18 protein-coding genes are annotated in these 19,476 nt (G+C 63.7%); 5 read left to right on the forward strand and 13 right to left on the reverse strand.

Going from position 1 to position 19,476, the window contains the following annotated elements; translation table 11 throughout:
• Positions 1-502: 502 nt before the first annotated feature.
• The 3 genes from RIN79_RS09445 to RIN79_RS09455 form a co-directional block, all read right to left on the reverse strand.
• On the reverse strand, positions 503-799 hold the full coding sequence (locus RIN79_RS09445) for a Dabb family protein (protein ID WP_309084398.1): 297 nt from the start codon (positions 797-799) through the stop codon (positions 503-505).
• Between the two features lie 92 nt (positions 800-891).
• Positions 892-2,865, reverse strand: coding sequence for a bifunctional 2',3'-cyclic-nucleotide 2'-phosphodiesterase/3'-nucleotidase (locus RIN79_RS09450; protein WP_309084399.1), 1,974 nt, complete (start codon positions 2,863-2,865; stop codon positions 892-894).
• A gap of 118 nt (positions 2,866-2,983) precedes the next feature.
• Positions 2,984-3,457: an Lrp/AsnC family transcriptional regulator gene (locus RIN79_RS09455; protein WP_309084400.1), complete on the reverse strand. Its 474-nt coding sequence runs from the start codon at positions 3,455-3,457 to the stop codon at positions 2,984-2,986.
• A 148-nt stretch (positions 3,458-3,605) separates the two neighbouring features.
• Here RIN79_RS09455 and ald point away from each other — a divergent pair, with 148 nt between their 5' ends.
• The 3 genes from ald to RIN79_RS09470 all read left to right on the forward strand — a co-directional run bounded on the left by ald (position 3,606) and on the right by RIN79_RS09470 (position 5,561).
• Entirely contained in the window at positions 3,606-4,721 is a 1,116-nt protein-coding gene (gene ald / locus RIN79_RS09460; RefSeq protein WP_309084401.1) for an alanine dehydrogenase, read from the forward strand.
• 172 nt (positions 4,722-4,893) lie between these two features.
• Positions 4,894-5,133: a hypothetical protein gene (locus RIN79_RS09465; RefSeq protein ID WP_309084402.1), complete on the forward strand. Its 240-nt coding sequence runs from the start codon at positions 4,894-4,896 to the stop codon at positions 5,131-5,133.
• Positions 5,130-5,561: a type II toxin-antitoxin system VapC family toxin gene (locus RIN79_RS09470; RefSeq protein WP_309084403.1), complete on the forward strand. Its 432-nt coding sequence runs from the start codon at positions 5,130-5,132 to the stop codon at positions 5,559-5,561. The genes RIN79_RS09465 and RIN79_RS09470 overlap by 4 nt, the downstream gene beginning before the upstream one ends.
• A gap of 27 nt (positions 5,562-5,588) precedes the next feature.
• Here the strand turns inward: RIN79_RS09470 and RIN79_RS09475 are convergent, their stop codons facing one another.
• From RIN79_RS09475 to RIN79_RS09495, 5 genes are all read right to left on the reverse strand, one after another.
• Positions 5,589-6,158 (reverse strand): OmpA family protein, encoded by a 570-nt coding sequence (locus tag RIN79_RS09475; RefSeq protein WP_309084404.1) that lies wholly within the window; start codon positions 6,156-6,158, stop codon positions 5,589-5,591.
• A 99-nt stretch (positions 6,159-6,257) separates the two neighbouring features.
• Positions 6,258-8,147: an HWE histidine kinase domain-containing protein gene (locus tag RIN79_RS09480; protein ID WP_309084405.1), complete on the reverse strand. Its 1,890-nt coding sequence runs from the start codon at positions 8,145-8,147 to the stop codon at positions 6,258-6,260.
• A gap of 97 nt (positions 8,148-8,244) precedes the next feature.
• Positions 8,245-8,817 carry a GNAT family N-acetyltransferase gene (locus tag RIN79_RS09485; RefSeq protein ID WP_309084406.1) on the reverse strand — a complete coding sequence of 191 codons (573 nt, stop codon included), beginning with the start codon at positions 8,815-8,817 and terminating at the stop codon, positions 8,245-8,247.
• Positions 8,818-9,657 (reverse strand): 3-mercaptopyruvate sulfurtransferase, encoded by an 840-nt coding sequence (gene sseA, locus RIN79_RS09490; protein WP_309084407.1) that lies wholly within the window; start codon positions 9,655-9,657, stop codon positions 8,818-8,820. It lies immediately after the preceding gene.
• Positions 9,658-9,753: 96 nt separating this feature from the next.
• Positions 9,754-10,497 carry an alanyl-tRNA editing protein gene (locus tag RIN79_RS09495; RefSeq protein ID WP_309084408.1) on the reverse strand — a complete coding sequence of 248 codons (744 nt, stop codon included), beginning with the start codon at positions 10,495-10,497 and terminating at the stop codon, positions 9,754-9,756.
• Between the two features lie 164 nt (positions 10,498-10,661).
• On the opposite strand from RIN79_RS09495, the gene RIN79_RS09500 reads away from it, so the two are divergent.
• Complete coding sequence (locus RIN79_RS09500; RefSeq protein WP_309084409.1) at positions 10,662-11,864, forward strand: alpha/beta fold hydrolase; 1,203 nt, start codon at positions 10,662-10,664, stop codon at positions 11,862-11,864.
• Positions 11,865-11,870: 6 nt separating this feature from the next.
• Here the strand turns inward: RIN79_RS09500 and RIN79_RS09505 are convergent, their stop codons facing one another.
• The 5 genes from RIN79_RS09505 to ilvA form a co-directional block, all read right to left on the reverse strand.
• Entirely contained in the window at positions 11,871-12,911 is a 1,041-nt protein-coding gene (locus tag RIN79_RS09505) for a cysteine synthase A (RefSeq protein WP_309084410.1), read from the reverse strand.
• 140 nt (positions 12,912-13,051) lie between these two features.
• Positions 13,052-14,272: an MFS transporter gene (locus tag RIN79_RS09510; RefSeq protein ID WP_309084411.1), complete on the reverse strand. Its 1,221-nt coding sequence runs from the start codon at positions 14,270-14,272 to the stop codon at positions 13,052-13,054.
• 152 nt (positions 14,273-14,424) lie between these two features.
• Entirely contained in the window at positions 14,425-16,026 is a 1,602-nt protein-coding gene (locus RIN79_RS09515) for a DEAD/DEAH box helicase (RefSeq protein WP_309084412.1), read from the reverse strand.
• Positions 16,027-16,086: 60 nt separating this feature from the next.
• Complete coding sequence (locus RIN79_RS09520) at positions 16,087-16,635, reverse strand: DUF1697 domain-containing protein (protein WP_309084413.1); 549 nt, start codon at positions 16,633-16,635, stop codon at positions 16,087-16,089.
• Positions 16,632-17,888: a threonine ammonia-lyase IlvA gene (gene ilvA / locus RIN79_RS09525; RefSeq protein ID WP_309084414.1), complete on the reverse strand. Its 1,257-nt coding sequence runs from the start codon at positions 17,886-17,888 to the stop codon at positions 16,632-16,634. Before ilvA ends, RIN79_RS09520 begins: the two co-directional genes overlap by 4 nt.
• Positions 17,889-18,015: 127 nt before the next feature.
• Here ilvA and RIN79_RS09530 point away from each other — a divergent pair, with 127 nt between their 5' ends.
• A complete protein-coding gene (locus RIN79_RS09530; protein ID WP_309084415.1) occupies positions 18,016-19,473 on the forward strand; it encodes a TrkH family potassium uptake protein in 1,458 nt (485 codons plus the stop codon).
• Positions 19,474-19,476: the final 3 nt, after the last annotated feature.

Below are 19,476 nucleotides of genomic sequence, written 5' to 3' on the forward strand. Positions count from 1 at the left end.
GCTGAAGCGGCGGCACACTCACGATGGGGTGCCCCGCGTTGGAGGGTGAGGTGCCCCCCGGAAAATCGATGCTGTTCGCGGCAGCCGATCTAGTCCGGGGGGCTCGTTCGCCCGAAGGAGTGACGTTCGGGCGGACAGGAATATTTTGATAAAACCGTAGTTTTAAGAAATTCCAAGGGACAAACGTATTCCACTAAAATATGAGGCGAGATAACCAGAAAAGCCACCAGTATACCTCAACATAGTTCGTCACATCCTGGAATCATGTCTCTTTGATAGATCCTTCTCTATCCTGAGCGGTTCGCACGCGCAACCCGATATGCAGTTCAAGATTAATAACAACCCTGAACTGCTCTTAGAGAGTTCGTAGATTTGTCAAGAACTCTGCCGCTCTGCTTCAGCGCTCCAACAGCACCACTCGGCCAGTGCGATTGGCCGGTGCCCCTGCTGCAGCGGTATTGTAGAGCCGGTAAATTCGCGGCTTGCGGGTGAAGCAGCGCCGCTAGACGGACGCTTTGGAGACAAAATCCGCCGCTATGCGCATCTCGCGCAGGGGGCGGACTTTTGCGACCATCTCGTGGTAGATCGGGTGGGCCTTATAGGCGGAAAGCGCCGCCTCGTCGCGGAATTCCGCATAGACGATGACGTCGACCTCGCTCGAGAACTGGTCGACCTGCCGGTTCAGGCCCACCTCGAAGAAATCGCTGTGCGGAATTTGCCCGAGGCCCTTCAATTCCTCCGCAATGCGCTCGATGTCCTCGCGCCTCTTCGCGCTGAAAAAGACGATATGTCGAATCACGACTCCGCGCTCCATTATCGGCGGCAAACTCGCGCCATCGTAGCAAATGTCAACGCTGCAAGACGGTCGCCTCGGAGACCCGGCCCTGCCGGTCACAGCGTGATGCGATAGCGAGCAAAGCCCTCCTGACCCTCGCCGGCCGGCTCGATCTTAACGCCCTTCACTTCCGCCGCGAAAGCCGCCCCCTTCGGTCCGGTCTCAAAAAGGACGGTCGTGCCTTCGAGCGGCTTGAAAGACCAGTTGCCGTCGGCGGACGGGTTGATCGTGCCCTGTTCCACAATATATCGCACGATCACATCGCGGTTCGTATCGGGAGCCTCGAAGACAAGCTTGTCCGGCCCGATACCCGGGAAGTTGCCGCCGCCACCGGCGCGGTAGTTGTTCGATGCGACGACGAATTTCTGCCCCGGGTCCACCGGCTTGCCGTCGAACATCAGATCGACGATCCGGTGGGCGTCCGGATTGACGAGTTCGCCTTCTGAAGAATAGCGCGGCGGCTGGCTGAGATCGATCTTGTAGGTGACTCCGTCGATCACATCAAAGTTGTAGGAGGGAAAGGAGGAGTTGATCAGCGGCTGATCGGGTTTGCCAGGCTCGATCTGGTTGAAGATGCCTGCCGACATCTCCAGCCACTCCTTCACGTCGGCGCCGGTGATCAATACAGCCTGCACAGTGTTCGGGTAGAGATAGAGATCGGCCACATTTTTGATCGCCACATCGCCCGGAGCCACATCCGTGTAGTAGTCCGGGCCGCCGCGACCGCCGGCTTTGAAAGGGGCAGCAGCCGAGAGCACAGGAAGGTCCTTGTGCTCCGTGTCTTTCAGCATGTCCTTGATGTACCAGATCTGCGCCTGCGCAACGATTTGAACCGACGGATCGTCGGCCACGAGCGCAAAATAGGAATGCAGAGGCGCCGAGGTCTTGCCCACCGGCGTGCGAACATAGGCAAGCGTTGCCTCGTGCTCGGCGCGCACTGCCGCCTCCACCCCTGCCCGGCTCTCCACGGTAGGCTTGATGTCCCGTCCCTCGCGTGTGAAGATCGGCCGCGCCTCGCTATTTGAGCTCACCACGCGCCAGCTGTTGCCGTCGCGTTCCAGAAGCAGGTCGATGAGGCCCAGATGCGAGCCCCAGAAGCCGGCCATGACGCCGGGCTTGCCGCCGATCAGGCCTTCGGCATTGTCGACGCCTTCCACGCCCTCGAATTTGGGGCCAGGAAAATCGAGATGGCTATGGCCCGTCATGATCGCGTCGATGCCGTCAACTCCGGCAAGCAGGATGGAGGCGTTCTCCAGATTCTCCTCGTATTTCATCGGCCCGACTCCCGAGTGGGAAAGCGCGACAATGAGTTCGGCGCCTTCTTCCTTCATCTGCGGCACCCAGGCCTCTGCCGCTTTCACAATGTCGCGCGTCATTGCCTTGCCCGTGAGATGCCGCGAATCCCAGGTCATGATCTGCGGCGGCACGAAGCCGATCAGCCCGACGCGGATCGGATGCTCCTGCCCTGCCCCGTCCTTCAGCTTCTTGTCGAGAATGACATAGGGTTTCAGAAAGAGTTCATCCTTGCGCGGATCGGCGGCAAGCGAGCCCTTGGTGAGGTTGGCGCAGACAAAGGGGAAGTTGGCGCCGGCAAGCACCTTGAACATGAAATCGAGACCATAATTGAACTCGTGATTGCCGAGCGTGGAGCAGTCGTAGCCCAGCGTGTTCATGGCCTTGATGATCGGGTGGACGTCGCCTTCCCTCATGCCCCTCTCATAGGCGACGTAATCGCCCATGGGATTGCCCTGCAGGAAGTCGCCATTGTCGAGCAGCATGGAGTTTGTGGCCTCGGCGCGAATCTGGTCGATGATGGTGGCCGTCCGGGCAAGGCCCATCGTGTCGTTCGGCTTGTCGGCGTAGTAGTCGTAGGGGAAGACGTGCACATGCAGGTCCGTTGTTTCCATGATACGCAGATGCGCCTGATTGGCTGCCGCTCGCGCGGAGAAGGGATGCAGCGCAATCAGCGCACCGGTGGCGGCGGCACGGGTCAGGAAGGAGCGGCGGGAGATCGGATGGAGCGCGTTCACGGGTCTTCTCCTCTGGACGGGTGTTCTCGTTAGGGCTTTGCCCGAATGCGACAGTGTCGCGCTGGAAGGCGCCTCAAACAAGCAGAATCCGGCGACAGGTGGATGACTCGAGCGGCTCTCACGCCATCTCCGGCCTGATGCCGATCGCCGTCCTGTCGACCACCTCGCGCAGCGCAAAGGAGGAGTTGATCTTGATCACGTGCGGCATCCCTGTCAGCCATTCCTTGTGGATGCGCTCGTAATCCTCCAGGTCCCGGGCCGCGATCCTCAGGATGTAGTCGTACTCGCCCGACATCAGGTGGCAGGAAAGCACATTGGGGCAACGCTTCACCGCAGCCTCGAATTCGCTCAGCGTCTTCTCGAACTGGCCGGAGAGCGAGATATGCACGATTGCCGTCATCCTGTGGCCGAGCGCGGCGTTGGAAATCTCCGCGTGATATCCCTTGATCACCCCCGACTTTTCCAGATTGTCGAGCCGGCGCGAACAGGCCGACTGGGAAAGCCCCACTTTCTCCGCAAGGGCCGCATTTGGCATGCGCCCGTCCTGCTGCAGAGCCTCCAAAATGGCAATATCGATCCTGTCGAGGCGCATTGTTCGAGATTCCTCCCCAAATCATCCAGCCAAACGCAAGGATTAGCGAAAACGTTTGTCCCGAGCAAATGCATTCGCAAGGACGTTCGAAGGCTTTTGTGTTCTCTTGGTTCAAACAGCCCAAATTTCAGCCTGGAGAGCGGCGAATATGCGTGTCGGATGTTCGAAAGAGATCAAGAACCATGAGTACCGCGTCGGGCTGACGCCTGGCGCGGTGCGCGAGTATGTGGCCCATGGGCACGAGGTTCTGGTGGAAACCGGCGCTGGCGCCGGGATCGGCGCCGACGACAACGCGTATCGCGCCGCCGGTGCCGTCATCGCCAAGACCGCCGAAGAGATCTTTGCCCGCTCCGATATGATCGTGAAGGTGAAGGAGCCGCAGCCGAGCGAGTGGGTGCAGCTGCGCGAAGGGCAGATCCTCTACACCTATCTGCATCTTGCGCCCGATCCGGAGCAGACGAAGGGCCTGATCGAGAGCGGCGTCACGGCCATAGCCTACGAGACGGTCACCGACGATCGCGGCGGTCTCCCGCTGCTTGCGCCGATGTCCGAAGTTGCAGGGCGCCTCGCGATCCAGGCCGGCGCCACCGCGCTGCAGAAGGCCAATGGCGGACGCGGCGTGCTGCTCGGCGGCGTGCCTGGCGTCCTGCCGGGAAAGGTCGCCGTCATCGGCGGGGGTGTGGTCGGGCTCAATGCCGCGAAGATGGCGGTCGGGCTCGGCGCCGACGTTACCATCGTCGATCGCTCGATCCCGCGGCTGCGCCAGCTCGACGACATTTTCGGCGGTCGGGTCCATACCCGCTACTCCACCGTCGAATCGATCGAAGAGGAATGTTTCTCGGCCGATGTGATCGTCGGCGCGGTGCTGATCCCCGGCGCGGCCGCGCCGAAGCTCGTCAGCCGCGAGATGCTCTCGGGCATGAAGAAGGGTGCCGTGCTGGTGGATGTTGCCATCGACCAGGGCGGCTGTTTCGAGACTTCGCATCCCACCACCCATTCAGAGCCCACCTACGAGGTGGATGGTATCATCCATTATTGCGTGGCGAATATGCCGGGCGCGGTGCCCGTAACCTCCGCCCACGCCCTGAACAATGCGACGCTGCATTACGGACTGCAGCTCGCCGACAAGGGCCTGAAGGCGCTGACCGACGATCCGAATCTGCGCAATGGCCTCAATGTGCACAAGGGCCGCGTCACCAACCGCGCGGTGGCCGAGTCGCTGGGCTACGAAATGGCCGAGCCAAGGGCGGTGCTTGCCGCCTAACCATCGTCAAACACTCTTCCGCCGCCCGTGCTGCCGGGCGCGGGCTTTTTGATGATGCACGGCCAACTCCTTCGCGTCCCGCATTGCTGCCAACCCGATGCAAATTGACATGAGCAGTCAACGATGCACATATTGCATGCAGTGAAGGCGCGACGTTGGAGGCGCAATGCCAATGGCTCAGCTGACCGTTCGGAACGTGAAGGAAGAGATCGTGCGCGCCCTCAAACAGCGGGCTGCGGCTCGCGGCCGCTCCGCTGAAGCGGAACACCGCGAGATTCTCCGCACGGCGCTTCTTGACGGGAAGGTGGAAGACTTCGCCATCCGTGCCGAAGCGCTTCGCATGCGCCTGCACTCCACTGTGGACAGCAGCGAGATTATCCGGGCCGACCGCGACCGCGATAACCTCGCGTGAGGGGATTTGTCGTTGATGCTAGCGTGGCGGTGAAATGGCTCGTCGCCGAGCCCTTTTCCGAACAGGCCGCAACGCTTCTGAAGCCCGATCTGACACTCATCGCACCGGAGCTTATCTTCGCCGAGTCCGCCAACGCGCTTTGGGCGATGCACCGGCGCGGCGATCTTTCCAAGGCCGACCTCGCGGAGGCGGTCGACGTGCTCAAGGCTGCACCGATCGCAGTCCCGTTCACCGTGCGGCAACTTGCGGCATCCGCGAGCCGCCTTGCGGTGGAACTGGAACACCCCGTCTATGATTGTTTCTATCTCGCTTTGGCCGTGCAGGAACAATATCCGGTGGTGACCTCGGACAGGCGATTTCATGACATTGTGCGCTCCCATCCCTATCTGGCGGATCGAATGGTGCATGTCCGTGATGTGCGCATATAGCCGAGCCTCCTCATCAAGGGCCCGCTCCTAGCGGATGAAATCATCGATGCGGCGCAGCGTGACCCGGCGGTTCTCCCAGCTCTCATTGGGCGTCGGCACGAGCAGGAACTCCTCCCCATAGCCTACAGTCTCCAGCGCATAGGACGGCAGGCCGAAGTAGCGCACCAGCACCGACTTCAGAGAACGAGCGCGCATTTCGGAAAGCCGGAGGTTGTAGGCGAAGGAGCCGACAGCGTCCGTGTGTCCCTCCAGGAGGAAGCGCGCATCCGGGCGGCGGCGAAGGATACGTTCGAGCGCAAAGGCGATCCGCTCCACCTTAGGAAACTGCGATCGCCCGATCTCGGCCGAGTTGAACTCGAAATTGATGGCCTGAATGTCGATCGAGGGCGCTTGCCGGCGAAGCTCGGGACGGCGCTTGAACTGATCGACCGTCACCCGATTTTCCGGCCGCATTCGGCGCTGCGGCGCCGCTTCAAGGCTGCGCTGGATCGCCTCCGCCGATGGCATCTCGGCCTGCGCCAAAGCCGAGTCGGGAATGGCAGAGATCGCAAGCGGGGCGACGGCTGCAGCAAGTAGAATCTGGCGGCGGTTGAGCATGGACCGTTCTCCTCAAGCGGCTGATGGTGCGCATCATGCGCAGCGCGCCTGAAAGGAGGATGAACAGTTCCCCCTATGCGGCTTGGGAGCTTCCGGCACCTATTCGGCACCGGCGCGTCGGATGAGCGACGCGGTATCTGGCTGCCGCACCAAATCCTCCAGACAGGAGATGACCTCCTCGGTGCGGAACGGCTTGGCGACCAGAGGTGCCTGCTGGAAGGATGCAGGCAGTCCCTCGCGCCCATACCCGCTGACGAAGGCGAAGCGGATGCCCGCCCGAGTGAGCGCAGCGGCAACGTCGCCGGCTGGCTCGCCTTGGAGGTTGGCGTCCACCAGCGCCGCGTCGATGGCTTCCCCGCCGATTAGCCGCAACGCCTCGCTGACCGTCCCGGCTGGGCCCACGACGATGCAGCCCTTCTCGCGAAGCGAGCTTTCGAGGTCGAGCGCGACAAGAGGCTCGTCCTCGACCAGAAGCACACGTTTCCCATCCAGCGGCCGCCCTTGCGAAAAGAGGTAGTCCACATCCGCGCCAGGAGTAAGGCCCTGCCCGGCGATCCTGTCGACCAAGGAAGGGTGCCCTTGGGGGAGCGGCATGTGGATCGAGCACTCGAGCCCGCTCTCGTTGTAGCTTGTAGTGACTTCCGCGCCGTAGGTGCGCATGCTTCTCTCGATCAGGGCGGTGCCGAAGCCGACCGAGCTGGGGGCCGAAACGGGCGGGCCGCCCTCCTCGCGCCAATTGAGGTTCAGGACCTGCTCGCCGTTCCGCCGCACGTTCCAGTCGATGACCACGCGCCCCTCGGGCACGGAAAGCGATCCGTATTTGCGCGCGTTGGTGCCCAGTTCATAGAGCACCAGCGCCAGATGCAGCGCCGACGAGGCCTCCAGATGGACCGGCGGGCCGGAGCAGGAGATTCTTCCAACGCCGCCCGTGTCGAGCAGCACCTGATCGGTGACCAAATCCATCAGATCGACGCCGCTCGTTCCCTGGAGGAGGAAGTTGTGCGCGCGGGCGAATGCCTGGATGCGACCGCTGAGGCTCGCCACGAACTCTGCCGGACTGCGCGAGCGGCGCAGGGTCTGGCTGGCAATGGCCTGCACCATTGCGAGCGTGTTCTTCACACGGTGATTGAGTTCGTTGATCAATAGGCGCTGGTTGTTTTCCGCCCGTTTCCGGTCGCTGATGTCGATCAGCATATTCACGGCGCCGGTCAGCACGCCGTGATCATCGAAAAGCGGCGTCGGAAAGACAAGGCAGGGGAAGCGGGCGCCATCGGGATGCTCCACCACGATCTCGGCGCCGCTGATCGGCCGCTGCTCGCGCAGCGCCACCGCCATCGGGCACTGATCATGCGGCAGAAAGGCACCCTCCGTCGTATAGATGCGCCACGAGATGCACCATTGGTCAACACCGATCTCAGGGCGACGCCCGGCAAGCACCACCGCCGCCTCGTTGTAGAAGGTCACCTTCCCCGCGGCGTCGGTGCGGTAGACGGCAGCCGGCAGCGCGCTCAAGGTCGCCTCCAGCTCGCGCTCCTTCTGCTTGGCGTGAGCATGGGCGCGTTCCGCCTCGGTGACGCTCTGGAAGCAGTTCACCGCACCGCGGAACTCGCCCGCCTCGTCAAAGACCGGATCGATATTGACAAGGGTGGCAACCCTGCTCCCGTCCGGCCGCTCGACCATGACGGAGATGTTGCGGTATGGCTCCCTGCTGCGCAGCGCCGCCGCCATCGGGCATTCCTCCGGCGGCATATACCGGCCATCGGGCCAGTAGAGCCGGTAGGAACCGCAAAAGCGGTCTGCGGCATCGCCGATCGCGGGGGAGCGGCCCCAGATTTCCTCGGCACGACGGTTGTGGTGCAGAATTGTGCCGTCCGGCGCACAGACATAAAGCCCGACCGGCAGCGCTTCCAGCAGTGAGCCGGTAGGGATGCCGTCCAAAAGGGCGCCGCGCGATTGCTCGCGGCCATTCTTGTTCAGATTTTCGTCCATTCCGTCCCGGCCGCCACGCTTATTCGTACGCAAAAACTCCCACTCGAACCCTGAGAAATGATCAGGATCATTGAAAGTTCCGTGAACGAGTCATTTTTTAGGCCCGCAAAAGGATTTCGGCGCGTGCGTCGAAAGGAAGCTCTTGTACGGTCTCCTCTTTGCGCCAGACCGGGGTGAAGCCCAACTTCTGGTACAGGGGGAGCGCGGCCGGATGGTCGAGCGTGCATGTCTCGACCGAAACCAGGCGCGGGTTGTGCTCCCAGGCGGCGCGGATCGCGGTCCCGAGAAACCAGCGGCCGAGACCGCGGCCGATGGCATGGGCCATCAACCCGAAGTGAACGAGCCGGCACTCTCCGCCCAAGATGAGCCGCAGCTCGAAAAAGCCGGCGGGAGCTCCGTCCAGATAAAGCACGCGCAGATCCGTGCGCGGGCTCGATAGCCTCTCGGCAAGATCAGCGTCGGAAAGTGAAAGGGCGGCCGTCCAGTGCCACTCTCGCCCGACGCGGTCATAGAGATAACGATAGAAATGCAATGGGATGGAGCGGCATCTCAGCAGCGCCAGCTGCGACCCAGCCGGCGTGGGCGGATAGTGCAGCGGCGGGCTTTCCATCTGCAGATGGGTGACGATCGCCGTCAGCATGCGCCGCGGAGGCGTTGCCTTTTCTCCCATTCACCCGCGCTCCACCGGCGTGTCGTCATACCGGCCCCACTCGCTCCACGAACCGTCATAGAGGCGATTGTCCTTGTGCCCGAGGGACTCCAGCGCCAGCGTGATGACCGCCGCCGTAACGCCCGAGCCGCAGGAGGTGACAACGGGCTTGCCGAGGTCGAGCCCGGCAGACTCCAGCCTTTCGCGCAGGCGGTCGAGCGGCAGAAGGCTCCCATTTTCGGAAAGGGTGGGGGCCGGCACATTGACGGCTCCCGGCATATGGCCCGAGCGCAGGCCCGGGCGCGGTTCGGGCTCGGTGCCGACGAAGCGGCCCGGCGAGCGTGCATCGGCGATCTGTGCCGCTCCGCTTTGCGCGATCTCCCGCATATCCGCGAGGGAGGCGACACGGCTTGCATCGAACTCGGCAATGAAGGCGGCGGGCGCAATCTTGGTCAGCTCGTTCGTCACCGGCCGGCCCTGCGCCCGCCAGTGATCGAAGCCGCCGTCGAGCACGAAGACCTTTTCAGCCCCCATCACCCGGAACATCCACCAGGCCCGCGGGGCGGAGTGGAATCCGGGCCCGTCATAGACGATGATCGTGTCATCCCGCGAGATCCCCATGGCGCTCGCATATCGGCCGAAGGTCAGCTGGTCGGGCAAAGCATGCGGGAGATCGGACCCTGGGTCGACCACGAGCTCGTGGTCGAAGAACACCGCCCCCGGAATATGCGCAGCCTCATATTCGGCCCGCGCGTCGCGACCCGGAAAATACCAGGAAGCATCGACGATCGACAGGCCGGGCGCCGTGAGCCGCTCCTCGAGCCAGTCGGCGGAAACCACGAAGGGACTCTTTTCACTCATGCCGCACCTGGAGTCATGCCCGCGCCGATCGTTCGCCGTTCGTGGAAGATGGGCGCTCTTCAATAAATAGGAGAGGCCGCGCCGCCGCAAGATCATTCAAGCCGCGGGCAGAGGGCCGAAACGGATCCGGAAGCGGCGGTTCTCGCGCCCCTTCTTCTCGATCTTGCCGATATGGATCTCGCCCACCTCGCCCGTGCGGGCCACATGCGTGCCGCCGCAAGGCTGGCTGTCGACGGAGGAGTTCTCGCCTATGCAGACCAGCCGTATGCGCCCTGCCCCCGCCGGCGGTCGCACATTCTTCGACTTCACCAGCGCCGGATTGGCGGCAAGCTCCTCCTCGCTGATCCAGCGGGTGAAGACCGGATGGTCCGCTTGGACCAGTTCCATGAGCTTCCGCGTGACCTCCTCCTTTGTCCAGCCCGAGTCCGGCACGTCAAAATCGACACGCGAATCCTGCTCGTCCACCGACGCGCCGGTGATTGGGAAAGGGCAGATGACGCTGAGGAGATGGCAGGCCGTGTGCATGCGCATCAGCCGGTAGCGCCGCTCCCAGTCAATCGCGAGCCCCACCGCTTCGCCCGCTTGCGGCATCGCCTCACCGGCGGCCGGCAGATGGATGATGTCGTCCTTGGACTCGCCCGTGACCGTAGCGGCGATGGCGGTCCTTGAGCCGTCGGCGCGGAGGAGATGCCCCGTATCGCCGGGCTGTCCCCCGGATGTGGCATAAAAGATCGTGCGGTCGAGGATAATGCCGCCACGATCATTGACGCCGACAACGGTGGCTTCAGTAGTCGAGAGATAAGGCTGCTCGCGGAAAAGCGCCTCGGTGCGCATTTGCATTTCTCCAAGTCTGGGTGGACGGGCTGCCGAAAATTGGCCTGAAATCGTCAGCGGGCAGTGATATCCTCGTCTGTGCCCTATTGGAACCGATGTGTTTGCCCGTTCGGGTAAGGACGTCTTTCGTGATCCCTTCCGGGAGGGAACCTATGCCAAGTCGGAAGCAAATGATAACGCGGAGCCTGGGGGCTATCCTGTTCATGGTGGCCGGCACGACGCTCGCGGCCGCCTGGTCCATCGAGCCGTCTGATCCCGGCCCCTTCTACGCCATGGACCGGCAGGAGATTTCGGCCACGCCCGGCGATATTCTGCGCATCGAGGATTTTCCCTCTGCGCCGCAGGGCGCGCGGGCCTGGCGGGTCCTCTATGCCTCCACGGGGCTGAAGGACGAGCCGATCGCCGTTTCCGGCGTCATCGTCGCGCCTGAAGGGGCGGCTCCCGCGGGCGGGCGGCCTGTCGTGGCCTGGGCGCACGGAACGACCGGGGTCACCAGCCGCTGCGCGCCGTCGTTGCGTTCGGACTTCTTCAAGCATGTCCCGGCGGTGCAGCAGTTTCTGGAGCGCGGTTATGTCGTCGCTGCAAGCGACTATCCGGGTCTCGGCACGCCCTCTCCCCACCCCTACCTGGTCGGTGTCAGCGAGGCGCGCGCGGTGCTTGATTCCGTGCGCGCCGCGGCGCATGTCGAGGGAGTCGGAGCTTCCAGCGAGTTCGCGGTCTGGGGGCATTCGCAGGGCGGTCATGCGGCGCTCTTCACCGGCCAGCTTGCCGCTTCCTATGCTCCCGACCTGAAACTTGTGGGCGTGGCCGCGGCTGCGCCGGCAAGCGATCTTGCAGCCCTCCTGCATGACGATCTTTCCAGCAGGGCAGGCAAGATATTCACCGGTCTTGCCATATGGTCATGGAACAAGGTCTTCGAAGCCCCCCTCGCCCCCCTGCTCGATCCGCCGGCAATCGCTGCGCTCGATCGGATCGCGGCCGATTGCATGGAGGGGTCCATCCAGGGCCTGGTGCTGCTGGAGCGGGAAACGAGCATCGAAGATGATTTTCTCAAGCAGGACCTTACCGAGGTCGAGCCTTGGAAGACGATTCTGGTTGAGAACATGCCCGACAGCGGCAATCTGGGTGGGCCGCTCTTCATTGCGCAGGGAACGGCCGATCCAATCGTCTTGCCGCGGGTGACGCGCGCATTCGCCGAAGCCGCCTGCCGCAGCGGGACCCCGGTGCGCCTCCATCCCGGCCCGGGGCTGGATCATATGGGCATTCTCAACGAGAGCGGAGCTGCCGTCGACTGGATTGTCGACCGCTTCGCAGGCCTCCCGCCGCCCAGCGATTGCGGCGACCTGCCGTCGCTTACAGCTTCACCGGGATGACCGACCTCAGCTTGCGAGCACCGGCTCGAAGGGGACGGAGATGCTCGGCGTCGCCTCCATCCATGCCGGCACGGGCAAGTTCTTTTCGCGCAGGAAGGCGGGATTGAAGAGCTTTGACTGGTAGCGGGTACCGTAGTCGGCAAGGATCGTCACGATCGTGTGCCCGGGCCCCATCTCCCTGGCCATGCGGATCGCGCCGGCGATGTTGATGCCCGTAGAGCCGCCGAGGCAGAGCCCCTCCTCCTCTACGAGGGCGAAGATGAGCGGCAGCGCCTCTTCGTCTGGAATCTGGTAGGAGAAGTCCGGCCGGAAACCTTCGAGATTGGCGGTCACCCGCCCCTGCCCAATGCCCTCGGTGATCGAGCTTCCCTCCGCCTTCAGCTCGCCGCCCGTATAGTAGCTGAAGAGCGCCGCGCCGAGCGGATCGGCAAGGGCGACCTTCACACCCGCATTCTTCGCGCGCAGTCCCTCGGCAACGCCCGCAAGCGTGCCGCCGGTACCGACGGCCGAGACAAAGCCGTCCACTTTGCCTTCGGTCTGGCGCCAGATCTCTTCCGCCGTCGTGCGGATATGCCCTTCGCGGTTTGCCACATTGTCGAACTGGTTTGCCCAGATCGCGCCATTCGGCTCCGTGCGTGCAAGCTGTTCGGCGAGCCGGCCCGACACTTTCACATAGTTGTTCGGGTTCTTGTATGGCACCGCGGGCACCTCGATCAGCTCGGCCCCGAGCAGACGCAGCGCGTCCTTCTTCTCCTGACTCTGCGTCTCCGGAATGACGATAACGGTACGGTAGCCCAGCGCCTTGGCAACGAGGGTAAGCCCGATCCCGGTATTGCCCGCCGTTCCCTCCACGATCACGCCCCCGGGCCGCAGGAGGCCCTTCTTCTCGGCGTCGCGGATGATGAAAAGCCCCGCCCTGTCCTTCACCGACTGGCCGGGATTCATGAATTCGGCCTTGCCGTAGATCTCGCAGCCGGTCTCCTCGGAGGCGCGCCTCAGGCGTATGAGCGGCGTATTGCCGATGGTTTCGATGACGGATTGATGCATTGCGGATCCTCGCTTCTGGCCGAAACTAGAAATCGGAGCCAGTGTGCGCAAGGCGGGATTTTCCGGCGCCTTGCCTAGTGCTGGTATAGGATTCAGCTGAAGCCCCGAAATGAAGATGCGTTTCCTTTCCGCCGGAAGGATCAGCGGCGGGCGATCTCGGCCAGAGGCCCCCGTTCGGGGCGCGCATCGCGGGACCAGAGATAGACCGCAAGCGCCAGTGCCAGCGCGGACGCATAGAAGATGAAGAGCGCGCGATATGCGGCTGCGGGCTCGCCCGGCACATTCGCCGCCACCACGATCCAACCGGCCGCGAACTGCATCAGCCCAACGCCGCCGATCGCGAAAAAGTTGAGCAAGGTCACCCCCCGCCCCGTCAGATGCGGCGGCAGGAAGGCACGTCCATGAGCGATCATCAGGCCGAAGCCGCCGCCGAAAATGCCGACAAGGACGAGCGCGATCGTGATGTTGCCGATGCCGGCAAGCGGAAAGGCCGCCAGCCAGGCAAGGGCGCAAAGACTGAGGAAATTGCCCGCCAACGCCACCCATTTGCGCGTCCCGAAAAGCGTGTCGAGCGGACCGTAGATGAAGGACCCGGCCGCCATGGCAAGGGCCATGAACAGCGTGACCTGCCCGATCACGAGCGCGTCCGCGCCATGGACCTCGGCGAGATATGGCCCGGCCCAAAGGCCGCGAATCCCGGCGGCGGCTGCATAGGTCAATGCGGTCAGCGGGAGGATCGGCCAAAGGAGGGGAATCTTCAGAAGCTCCAGATAGCCGGACAGCCCCGAATTTCCGGCTGTGCCCTCTTCCGTCGCGGGGTCGCGCACGAAAAAGAAGATGGCCGCCGCGACCGCCAGCGTCACCAGACCCAGGCCCAGCATCACGCCGCGCCACCCGAAGGCCTCCGCGGCGGCGGCGAGTGGCGAAGCGCCTATCACATTGCCCATGGTGCCGATCCCGATGAGGGTGGAGCTCAGCGTGGCAAACCGGGCGGGCGAGAAGGATTTCGCGAAGATGAAGAGCGAGGCCATTAGCACCGGCGAGCAGCCGATGCCGATCAGGGCCATGGCGGCAATGATCATGCCGGGAGAAAACGCCAACGCGAAAAGGAGCGAGCCGCCCCCCGCGCCGAAGGCAAGAAGCAGCGAAGCCGTGCGCTTTGGTCCATAGCGGTCGAGCGATACGCCCACGGCGAACTGCATGAGTGCGAAGACAATGAACCAGGTGCCGGAGGCGACCGAAAGGTCGGCCTTGGTGGCGCCGAGCTCATCGGTCAGCACCGGCGTCAGCACGGCGAGGAAGGAGCGATAGAATTGCGAAAGGATATAGGCGGCCGCCAAAGCGGCAATGCCGGCTGTCAATGCTTCCCCTCCCGACCTGGCACGCACCTTGGCTCGTGCGTAACGCAGACGAGAAGCGGAGGCAATCGTCAGGGCGTGAGCCAGCCGTCCAGCACGGGAACGGCGGCGTAGAAGAGTCGGCGCCCGCTTTTGGCGAGCGCCGGGATTTCCGACTAGGCCGCGCGCGAGCGGAAGGAGCCGGTCTTCGGCCCGCCCCGCCTGTTGCGCTTGCGGCGCGGCGGCTTGAAGCCGGTCCGCTCATGCTCGGCATTCCTGCCGCCATTGTCGCGCGGTCTGTCCGGACGTTCCGCGCGGAGCTGACGCTCGCCGCGGTCGTTTGCCGGCAAGGGCGTGACATTGCGGTGCACCGGGTCTGCCTCGCGCGTGACGTCGCGTGCAATCGGCAGGCGCGCACGGATCACGCGCTCCACCTGCCGCAGCTTGCTTGCCTCGCTCGGGTCGCAGAGCGTGATGGCCTCGCCATCGGCGCCGTTGCGGCCCGTGCGGCCGATACGGTGGACATAGCTCTCCGCCTCGTCCGGCAGATCGAAGTTCACCACATGGCTGATGCCCGGCACGTCGATGCCGCGGGCGGCGATGTCGGTTGCAACCAAAATGCGCACGGCGCCTTCGCGGAAGTCGTTCAGAGCACGCTGGCGCGCATTCTGCGATTTGTTGCCATGGATGACGGCGGCCTCGAAGCCGTCGCGGGCGAGGTCCTTGGTTACGCGGTCCGCGCCATGTTTGGTGCGGGCGAAGACGATGACCTGGCGCATCTTCTCGTCGGCCAGCATTTCTGCCAGCACGGTGCGCTTCTGCTTGGTACGGGCCATTACGACGCTCTGCCGGATTTCCGCCGCAGTGGTGCCCTGCGGGGCCACCTCGACGCGGACGGGATCGCGCATCAGGGTTGCCGCCAGTTGCTCGATCTCCTTCGGCATGGTGGCCGAGAAGAGCGCTGTCTGGCGCGCCGGATGCGTCGCCTTGGCGATGCGGCGGACATCGTTGATGAAGCCCATGTCGAGCATGCGGTCCGCCTCGTCGAGCACGAGCCAGGTCGTTTCCGAAAGGACCACGTCCCCTTCGCGCACCAGGTCGGTCAGCCGCCCAGGCGTGGCGATCAGCACATCGACGCCGGGCGCCATGCGCTTGACCTGGCTGTGGCGCGAGACGCCGCCAAGCACCAGCGCCGTCGAGATATGCGCGCCCTTGGCAAGGTCGCGCACCACCTTCTCGATCTGCACCGCCAGCTCGCGGGTCGGCACCAGGACCAGCGCCCGCGCCGTGCGCGGACGGCGCTTGTTGCCGAGACCGGTGATCTTCGACAGGATCGGCAGCGCAAAGGCGGCCGTCTTGCCGGAGCCGGTCTGGGCTACGCCCAGGATATCGCGGCCGGCGAGGAAGGGCGGAATTGCGTGTTGCTGGATCGGTTTGGGTTCCGACATGCCAGCGGCAAGAGCCGCCGTCAAAAGCGTGCCGGTGATTCCGAGGTGGGCGAAGCCTTCCGGCTTCGCAATATTGTCATTGGTCAATCTTTTTCTCTCTCCGCTGCCCATCGGCAGCGCAAATTTGATACGGCGGGGCGCAACCCGCCGGACTATGTTTTTGATGAACGACAAGGCGGCGGAGCTTGTCCGCGCGGCTGCGCTGTCGCGCCCGAAGATTTCGCCCCGGGGCTTTCCCGCCAACGGTCCTTGGAGAACAGGAGGAGGAGCAGACGCAACCAGTCTCATGGAGAAAGCCGGATACCCGGCCCATGCGCCTATGGGCCTCATATGGGCCATCAGAGGCCAAAGCGCAACTGAAATCTGTGTGCGCTGCGAAATGAACCGGCTTCAGCCGATCGGGATCGCGTCGGCCATATCCCGGAGCGCCAGCATCGTGCGCCAGTTGCGCGCCGTCATGGCTACCTTCAGCGTCGGCTCGATCTTCGGCGCGAAGAGGGAACGGCCCATGCCGTCGGGCGTGTGCAGGTAAAGCGTCCTGCCCTTGACGGTGAAGCGCTCCGTGCTCCTCGCCTTCGCATCGAGGGCAGCGATGAGGTCCGGCTCGGGCGCGCGCTCGAGGGTGAAGACATGCAGTTTCGTCGGCTCGTCCACCACCTCGGGATAGGGATTCTCCGCGATCATCTCCGCCCACTCGGCCCGGCTGCGCACGAGCACGCTCTTGCCGAAATCCATCTTCTCCTTCACCGCCGCCGCCACGCCGCGGGCGACCTCGTCGGCCGAAAGCGAGGAGGACAGCACGGCATTGCCGCTGTTGATATACGTCGAGACATTGTTGAACCCCGCCTCGGCCAGAACCTCGCGCAAGCGCTTGACCGGGAGCTGCGTGGCGCCCCCAACGCCGCGGAAGAGCACGATATAGGCCGTTTCCCTACTCATATCAGAAGGTTCGCGATGGTTTCGTCGTCGGTGATGTCCTGATAGGCCCAGCCGGCCTGGTCGAAGCGCCGCTTCAGGAATGTGAAGTTGCGCGGATCCTTCGTCTCGAGCCCGATCAGCACCGAGCCGAAATTGCGCGCCGACTTTTTCAGATACTCGAAACGGGTGATGTCGTCTTCGGGTCCGAGAAGTTCAAGGAAATCGCGCAGCGCTCCGGGCCGCTGCGGAAAGCGAAAGATGAAATACTTTTTCAGCCCCTCGAAACGCAAGGCGCGCTCCTTTACATCCGGCAGCCGCTCGAAGTCGAAATTGCCGCCTGAGACGATGGCGACCACAGTGCGGCCCCTGATCTCCCGGCGCGGGAAGTCCTTGAGCGCGTCAATCGCGAGCGCGCCCGCCGGCTCAAGCACGACGCCTTCCACATTGAGCATCTCGATCATTGTGGCGCAAAGCCTGTTTTCCGGAACGAGACGAACGTCTTGCGGTGAAAAGCTCTTCAGTCTCTTGAAGGGCTCTCGGCCGATTTCGGCCACCGCTGCGCCATCCACGAAATTGTCGACCTGCGGCAGCTTCACCCTCTTGCCCGCGGCGAGGCTGCGTTGGAGGCTCGGCGCGCCGGCGGGTTCCGCGAAGGCGAAATGCGCATTGATGCCTTTCTCCTGCAGGAACCAGGTAATGCCGGCGGAGAGCCCGCCGCCGCCGACCGGCAGGATAACGAGCGCGTCCTCCAGTTCCTCGCCGATTTGCGTGGAGAGTTCCTGGGCCACCGTCGCCTGCCCCTCGATGATGTCGGCGTGATCGAAGGGCGAGACCATCAGCGCCCCGCTTCTTTCGGCAAATTCCGCGGCGGCAGCGTAGCAGTCATCGAAAAAGTCTCCGATGAGTCTCACCTCGACCCATTCGCCGCCGAAGAGCCTCGTCTTGTCGATCTTCTGCTGCGGCGTGGTGACGGGCATGAAGACCACGCCCTTGCGCGAAAAATGGCGGCAGACGAAGGCGAAGCCCTGCGCATGATTGCCGGCCGAGGCGCATACGAATGCCTCCAGACCCGGCTCCGCCGCGATGGCCTTGCGCATGAAATTGAAGGCGCCGCGCAGCTTGTAGGAGCGCACGGGCGTCAGATCCTCGCGCTTCAGGAAAATCCGTGCGCCGGTCTTCTTGGAAAGGTAGTCGTTATGCTGCAGCGGCGTCTCGGGAAAGAGGGCGCGCAAGGCCTCGGCCGCCTGCCCGACCCGCTCGACGAACGCGCTCATATCCTTCTCCTTTCGCCAGGCAAGCTGCCTCCCATCCGCGTGGCGTTCCGGTGCTATTGCATATTGCCTCCTCGGAAGCCACTGTCGGCCACTTTTGCACGCCGCGCGAGAGGAGGAGATTCGACCGGTGCAATATCTTGCGGTCCGCGCGGCCATTCACATCGCAGCCGTCCTGGCGATCCAACTCTCGGCGGCAATGCTCATTCCGGCGGCAGTTGATCTTTACTACGGACATGACGACTGGCCGGTCTTCGCCATCTCAGCCTTCTTCACGGGCGGGCTGGCGCTGGCGGTCGCGATGGCGACCCAAGGTCGCGCGCCCGCGATATCATCCCGCTTCGGCTTCCTCGTCGTGAACCTGTTGTGGGTCACCGCGTGGATGGTCGGCGCGGTGCCGCTGCTGGCGTCCTCGCTGCGCCTGGACCTTGCCGAGATCGCCTTCGAGGCAGCCTCGGCCATCACCGCCACCGGGGGTACGGTCATCGTCGGGCTCGACGATCTGGCGCCCGGCGTGCTGCTGTGGCGCTCGATCCTGCAATGGATCGGAGGACTCGGCGTGATCGCAATGGGACTCTTCATTCTGCCTTTCCTCAATATCGGCGGCTTCTCCTACTTGCGGCTGGAATCCACGGACATTTCGGAAAGGCCCTTCGACCGCTTCTCCACCTTCAGCATCGGCCTGTTCAGCATCTACGGGGCACTCACGCTTGCCTGCTGCATCGCCTATATGCTCGCCGGCATGCCGCCTTTCGACGCGCTCAATCACGCGCTGACGACCATCTCCACCGCCGGCTTCTCCACCCACGATGCGTCAATGGGATTTTACGCCGATAACCCCGCCGTCCTTTGGGTGGGTACGGTCTTCATGTTCATCGGCGCCCTGCCCTTTTCGATTCTCATCCTCTTCGTAGTGCGCGGGCGGCTCGACGCCATCCGCGATCCGCAGATCCGGGTCTTCGCCGGCTATGTTCTTGTCTTCGTGTTGGCGGTGGCGATCTATCTGCGCATCGTGCAAGGCTGGCCATTCCTCGACGCGCTCACGCACGCCGCCTTCAATTTTGTCTCGATCATCACCACCACCGGCTATGTGAGCGACGACTACGGCCTCTGGGGACCGTTCGTGGTCGCCGCCGCCTTCATCGCCACCTTTCTCGGCGGCTGTTCGGGTTCGACGACCGGCGGTATCAAGGCATACCGCTTTCTGATCCTGTTCGAACTGATGGCGAACGGCCTGAGGCGGCTCGTCTATCCCAGTATGGTCCTGCCGGTCCGCTACGGCGATCGGCCGGTTGAGGACGACCTGCAGCGCGCGGTCGTGCTTTATATTTCCTCGCTGGTCGTGATCTGGGCCATCGTCACCATGCTCCTCGCAGCAAGCGGCCTTGACCTGGTGACGGCGGCAAGCGGCTCTGCGGCCTCGCTCACCAATGTGGGCCCGGGGCTTGGACCGATCGTCGGGCCGGCCGGTACTTTCGCGCCCCTGCCCGATTTCGCCAAGTGGGTGCTGGCACTTGCCATGCTCCTCGGCCGGCTGGAAATCCTCACCGTATTGGTGATCTTCACGCCACTCTTCTGGCGCCGGTAGGAA

Source organism: Chelativorans sp. (assembly GCF_031180965.1).
In the GTDB taxonomy this organism is placed as follows: Bacteria; Pseudomonadota; Alphaproteobacteria; order Rhizobiales; family Rhizobiaceae; genus Chelativorans.

Excerpts from the sequence above, each read along its gene's own strand:
- RIN79_RS09455 (WP_309084400.1), bottom strand. The coding sequence starts at position 3,457 with ATGCGCCTCGACAGGATCGATATTGCCATTTTGGAGGCTCTGCAGCAG.
- ald (WP_309084401.1), top strand. The coding sequence starts at position 3,606 with ATGCGTGTCGGATGTTCGAAAGAGATCAAGAACCATGAGTACCGCGTC.
- RIN79_RS09465 (WP_309084402.1), top strand. The coding sequence starts at position 4,894 with ATGGCTCAGCTGACCGTTCGGAACGTGAAGGAAGAGATCGTGCGCGCC.
- RIN79_RS09475 (WP_309084404.1), bottom strand. The coding sequence starts at position 6,158 with ATGCTCAACCGCCGCCAGATTCTACTTGCTGCAGCCGTCGCCCCGCTT.
- RIN79_RS09480 (WP_309084405.1), bottom strand. The coding sequence starts at position 8,147 with ATGGACGAAAATCTGAACAAGAATGGCCGCGAGCAATCGCGCGGCGCC.
- RIN79_RS09485 (WP_309084406.1), bottom strand. The coding sequence starts at position 8,817 with ATGGGAGAAAAGGCAACGCCTCCGCGGCGCATGCTGACGGCGATCGTC.
- sseA (WP_309084407.1), bottom strand. The coding sequence starts at position 9,657 with ATGAGTGAAAAGAGTCCCTTCGTGGTTTCCGCCGACTGGCTCGAGGAG.
- RIN79_RS09495 (WP_309084408.1), bottom strand. The coding sequence starts at position 10,497 with ATGCAAATGCGCACCGAGGCGCTTTTCCGCGAGCAGCCTTATCTCTCG.
- RIN79_RS09500 (WP_309084409.1), top strand. The coding sequence starts at position 10,662 with ATGATAACGCGGAGCCTGGGGGCTATCCTGTTCATGGTGGCCGGCACG.
- RIN79_RS09505 (WP_309084410.1), bottom strand. The coding sequence starts at position 12,911 with ATGCATCAATCCGTCATCGAAACCATCGGCAATACGCCGCTCATACGC.
- RIN79_RS09515 (WP_309084412.1), bottom strand. The coding sequence starts at position 16,026 with ATGAGGCCCATAGGCGCATGGGCCGGGTATCCGGCTTTCTCCATGAGA.
- RIN79_RS09520 (WP_309084413.1), bottom strand. The coding sequence starts at position 16,635 with ATGAGTAGGGAAACGGCCTATATCGTGCTCTTCCGCGGCGTTGGGGGC.
- ilvA (WP_309084414.1), bottom strand. The coding sequence starts at position 17,888 with ATGAGCGCGTTCGTCGAGCGGGTCGGGCAGGCGGCCGAGGCCTTGCGC.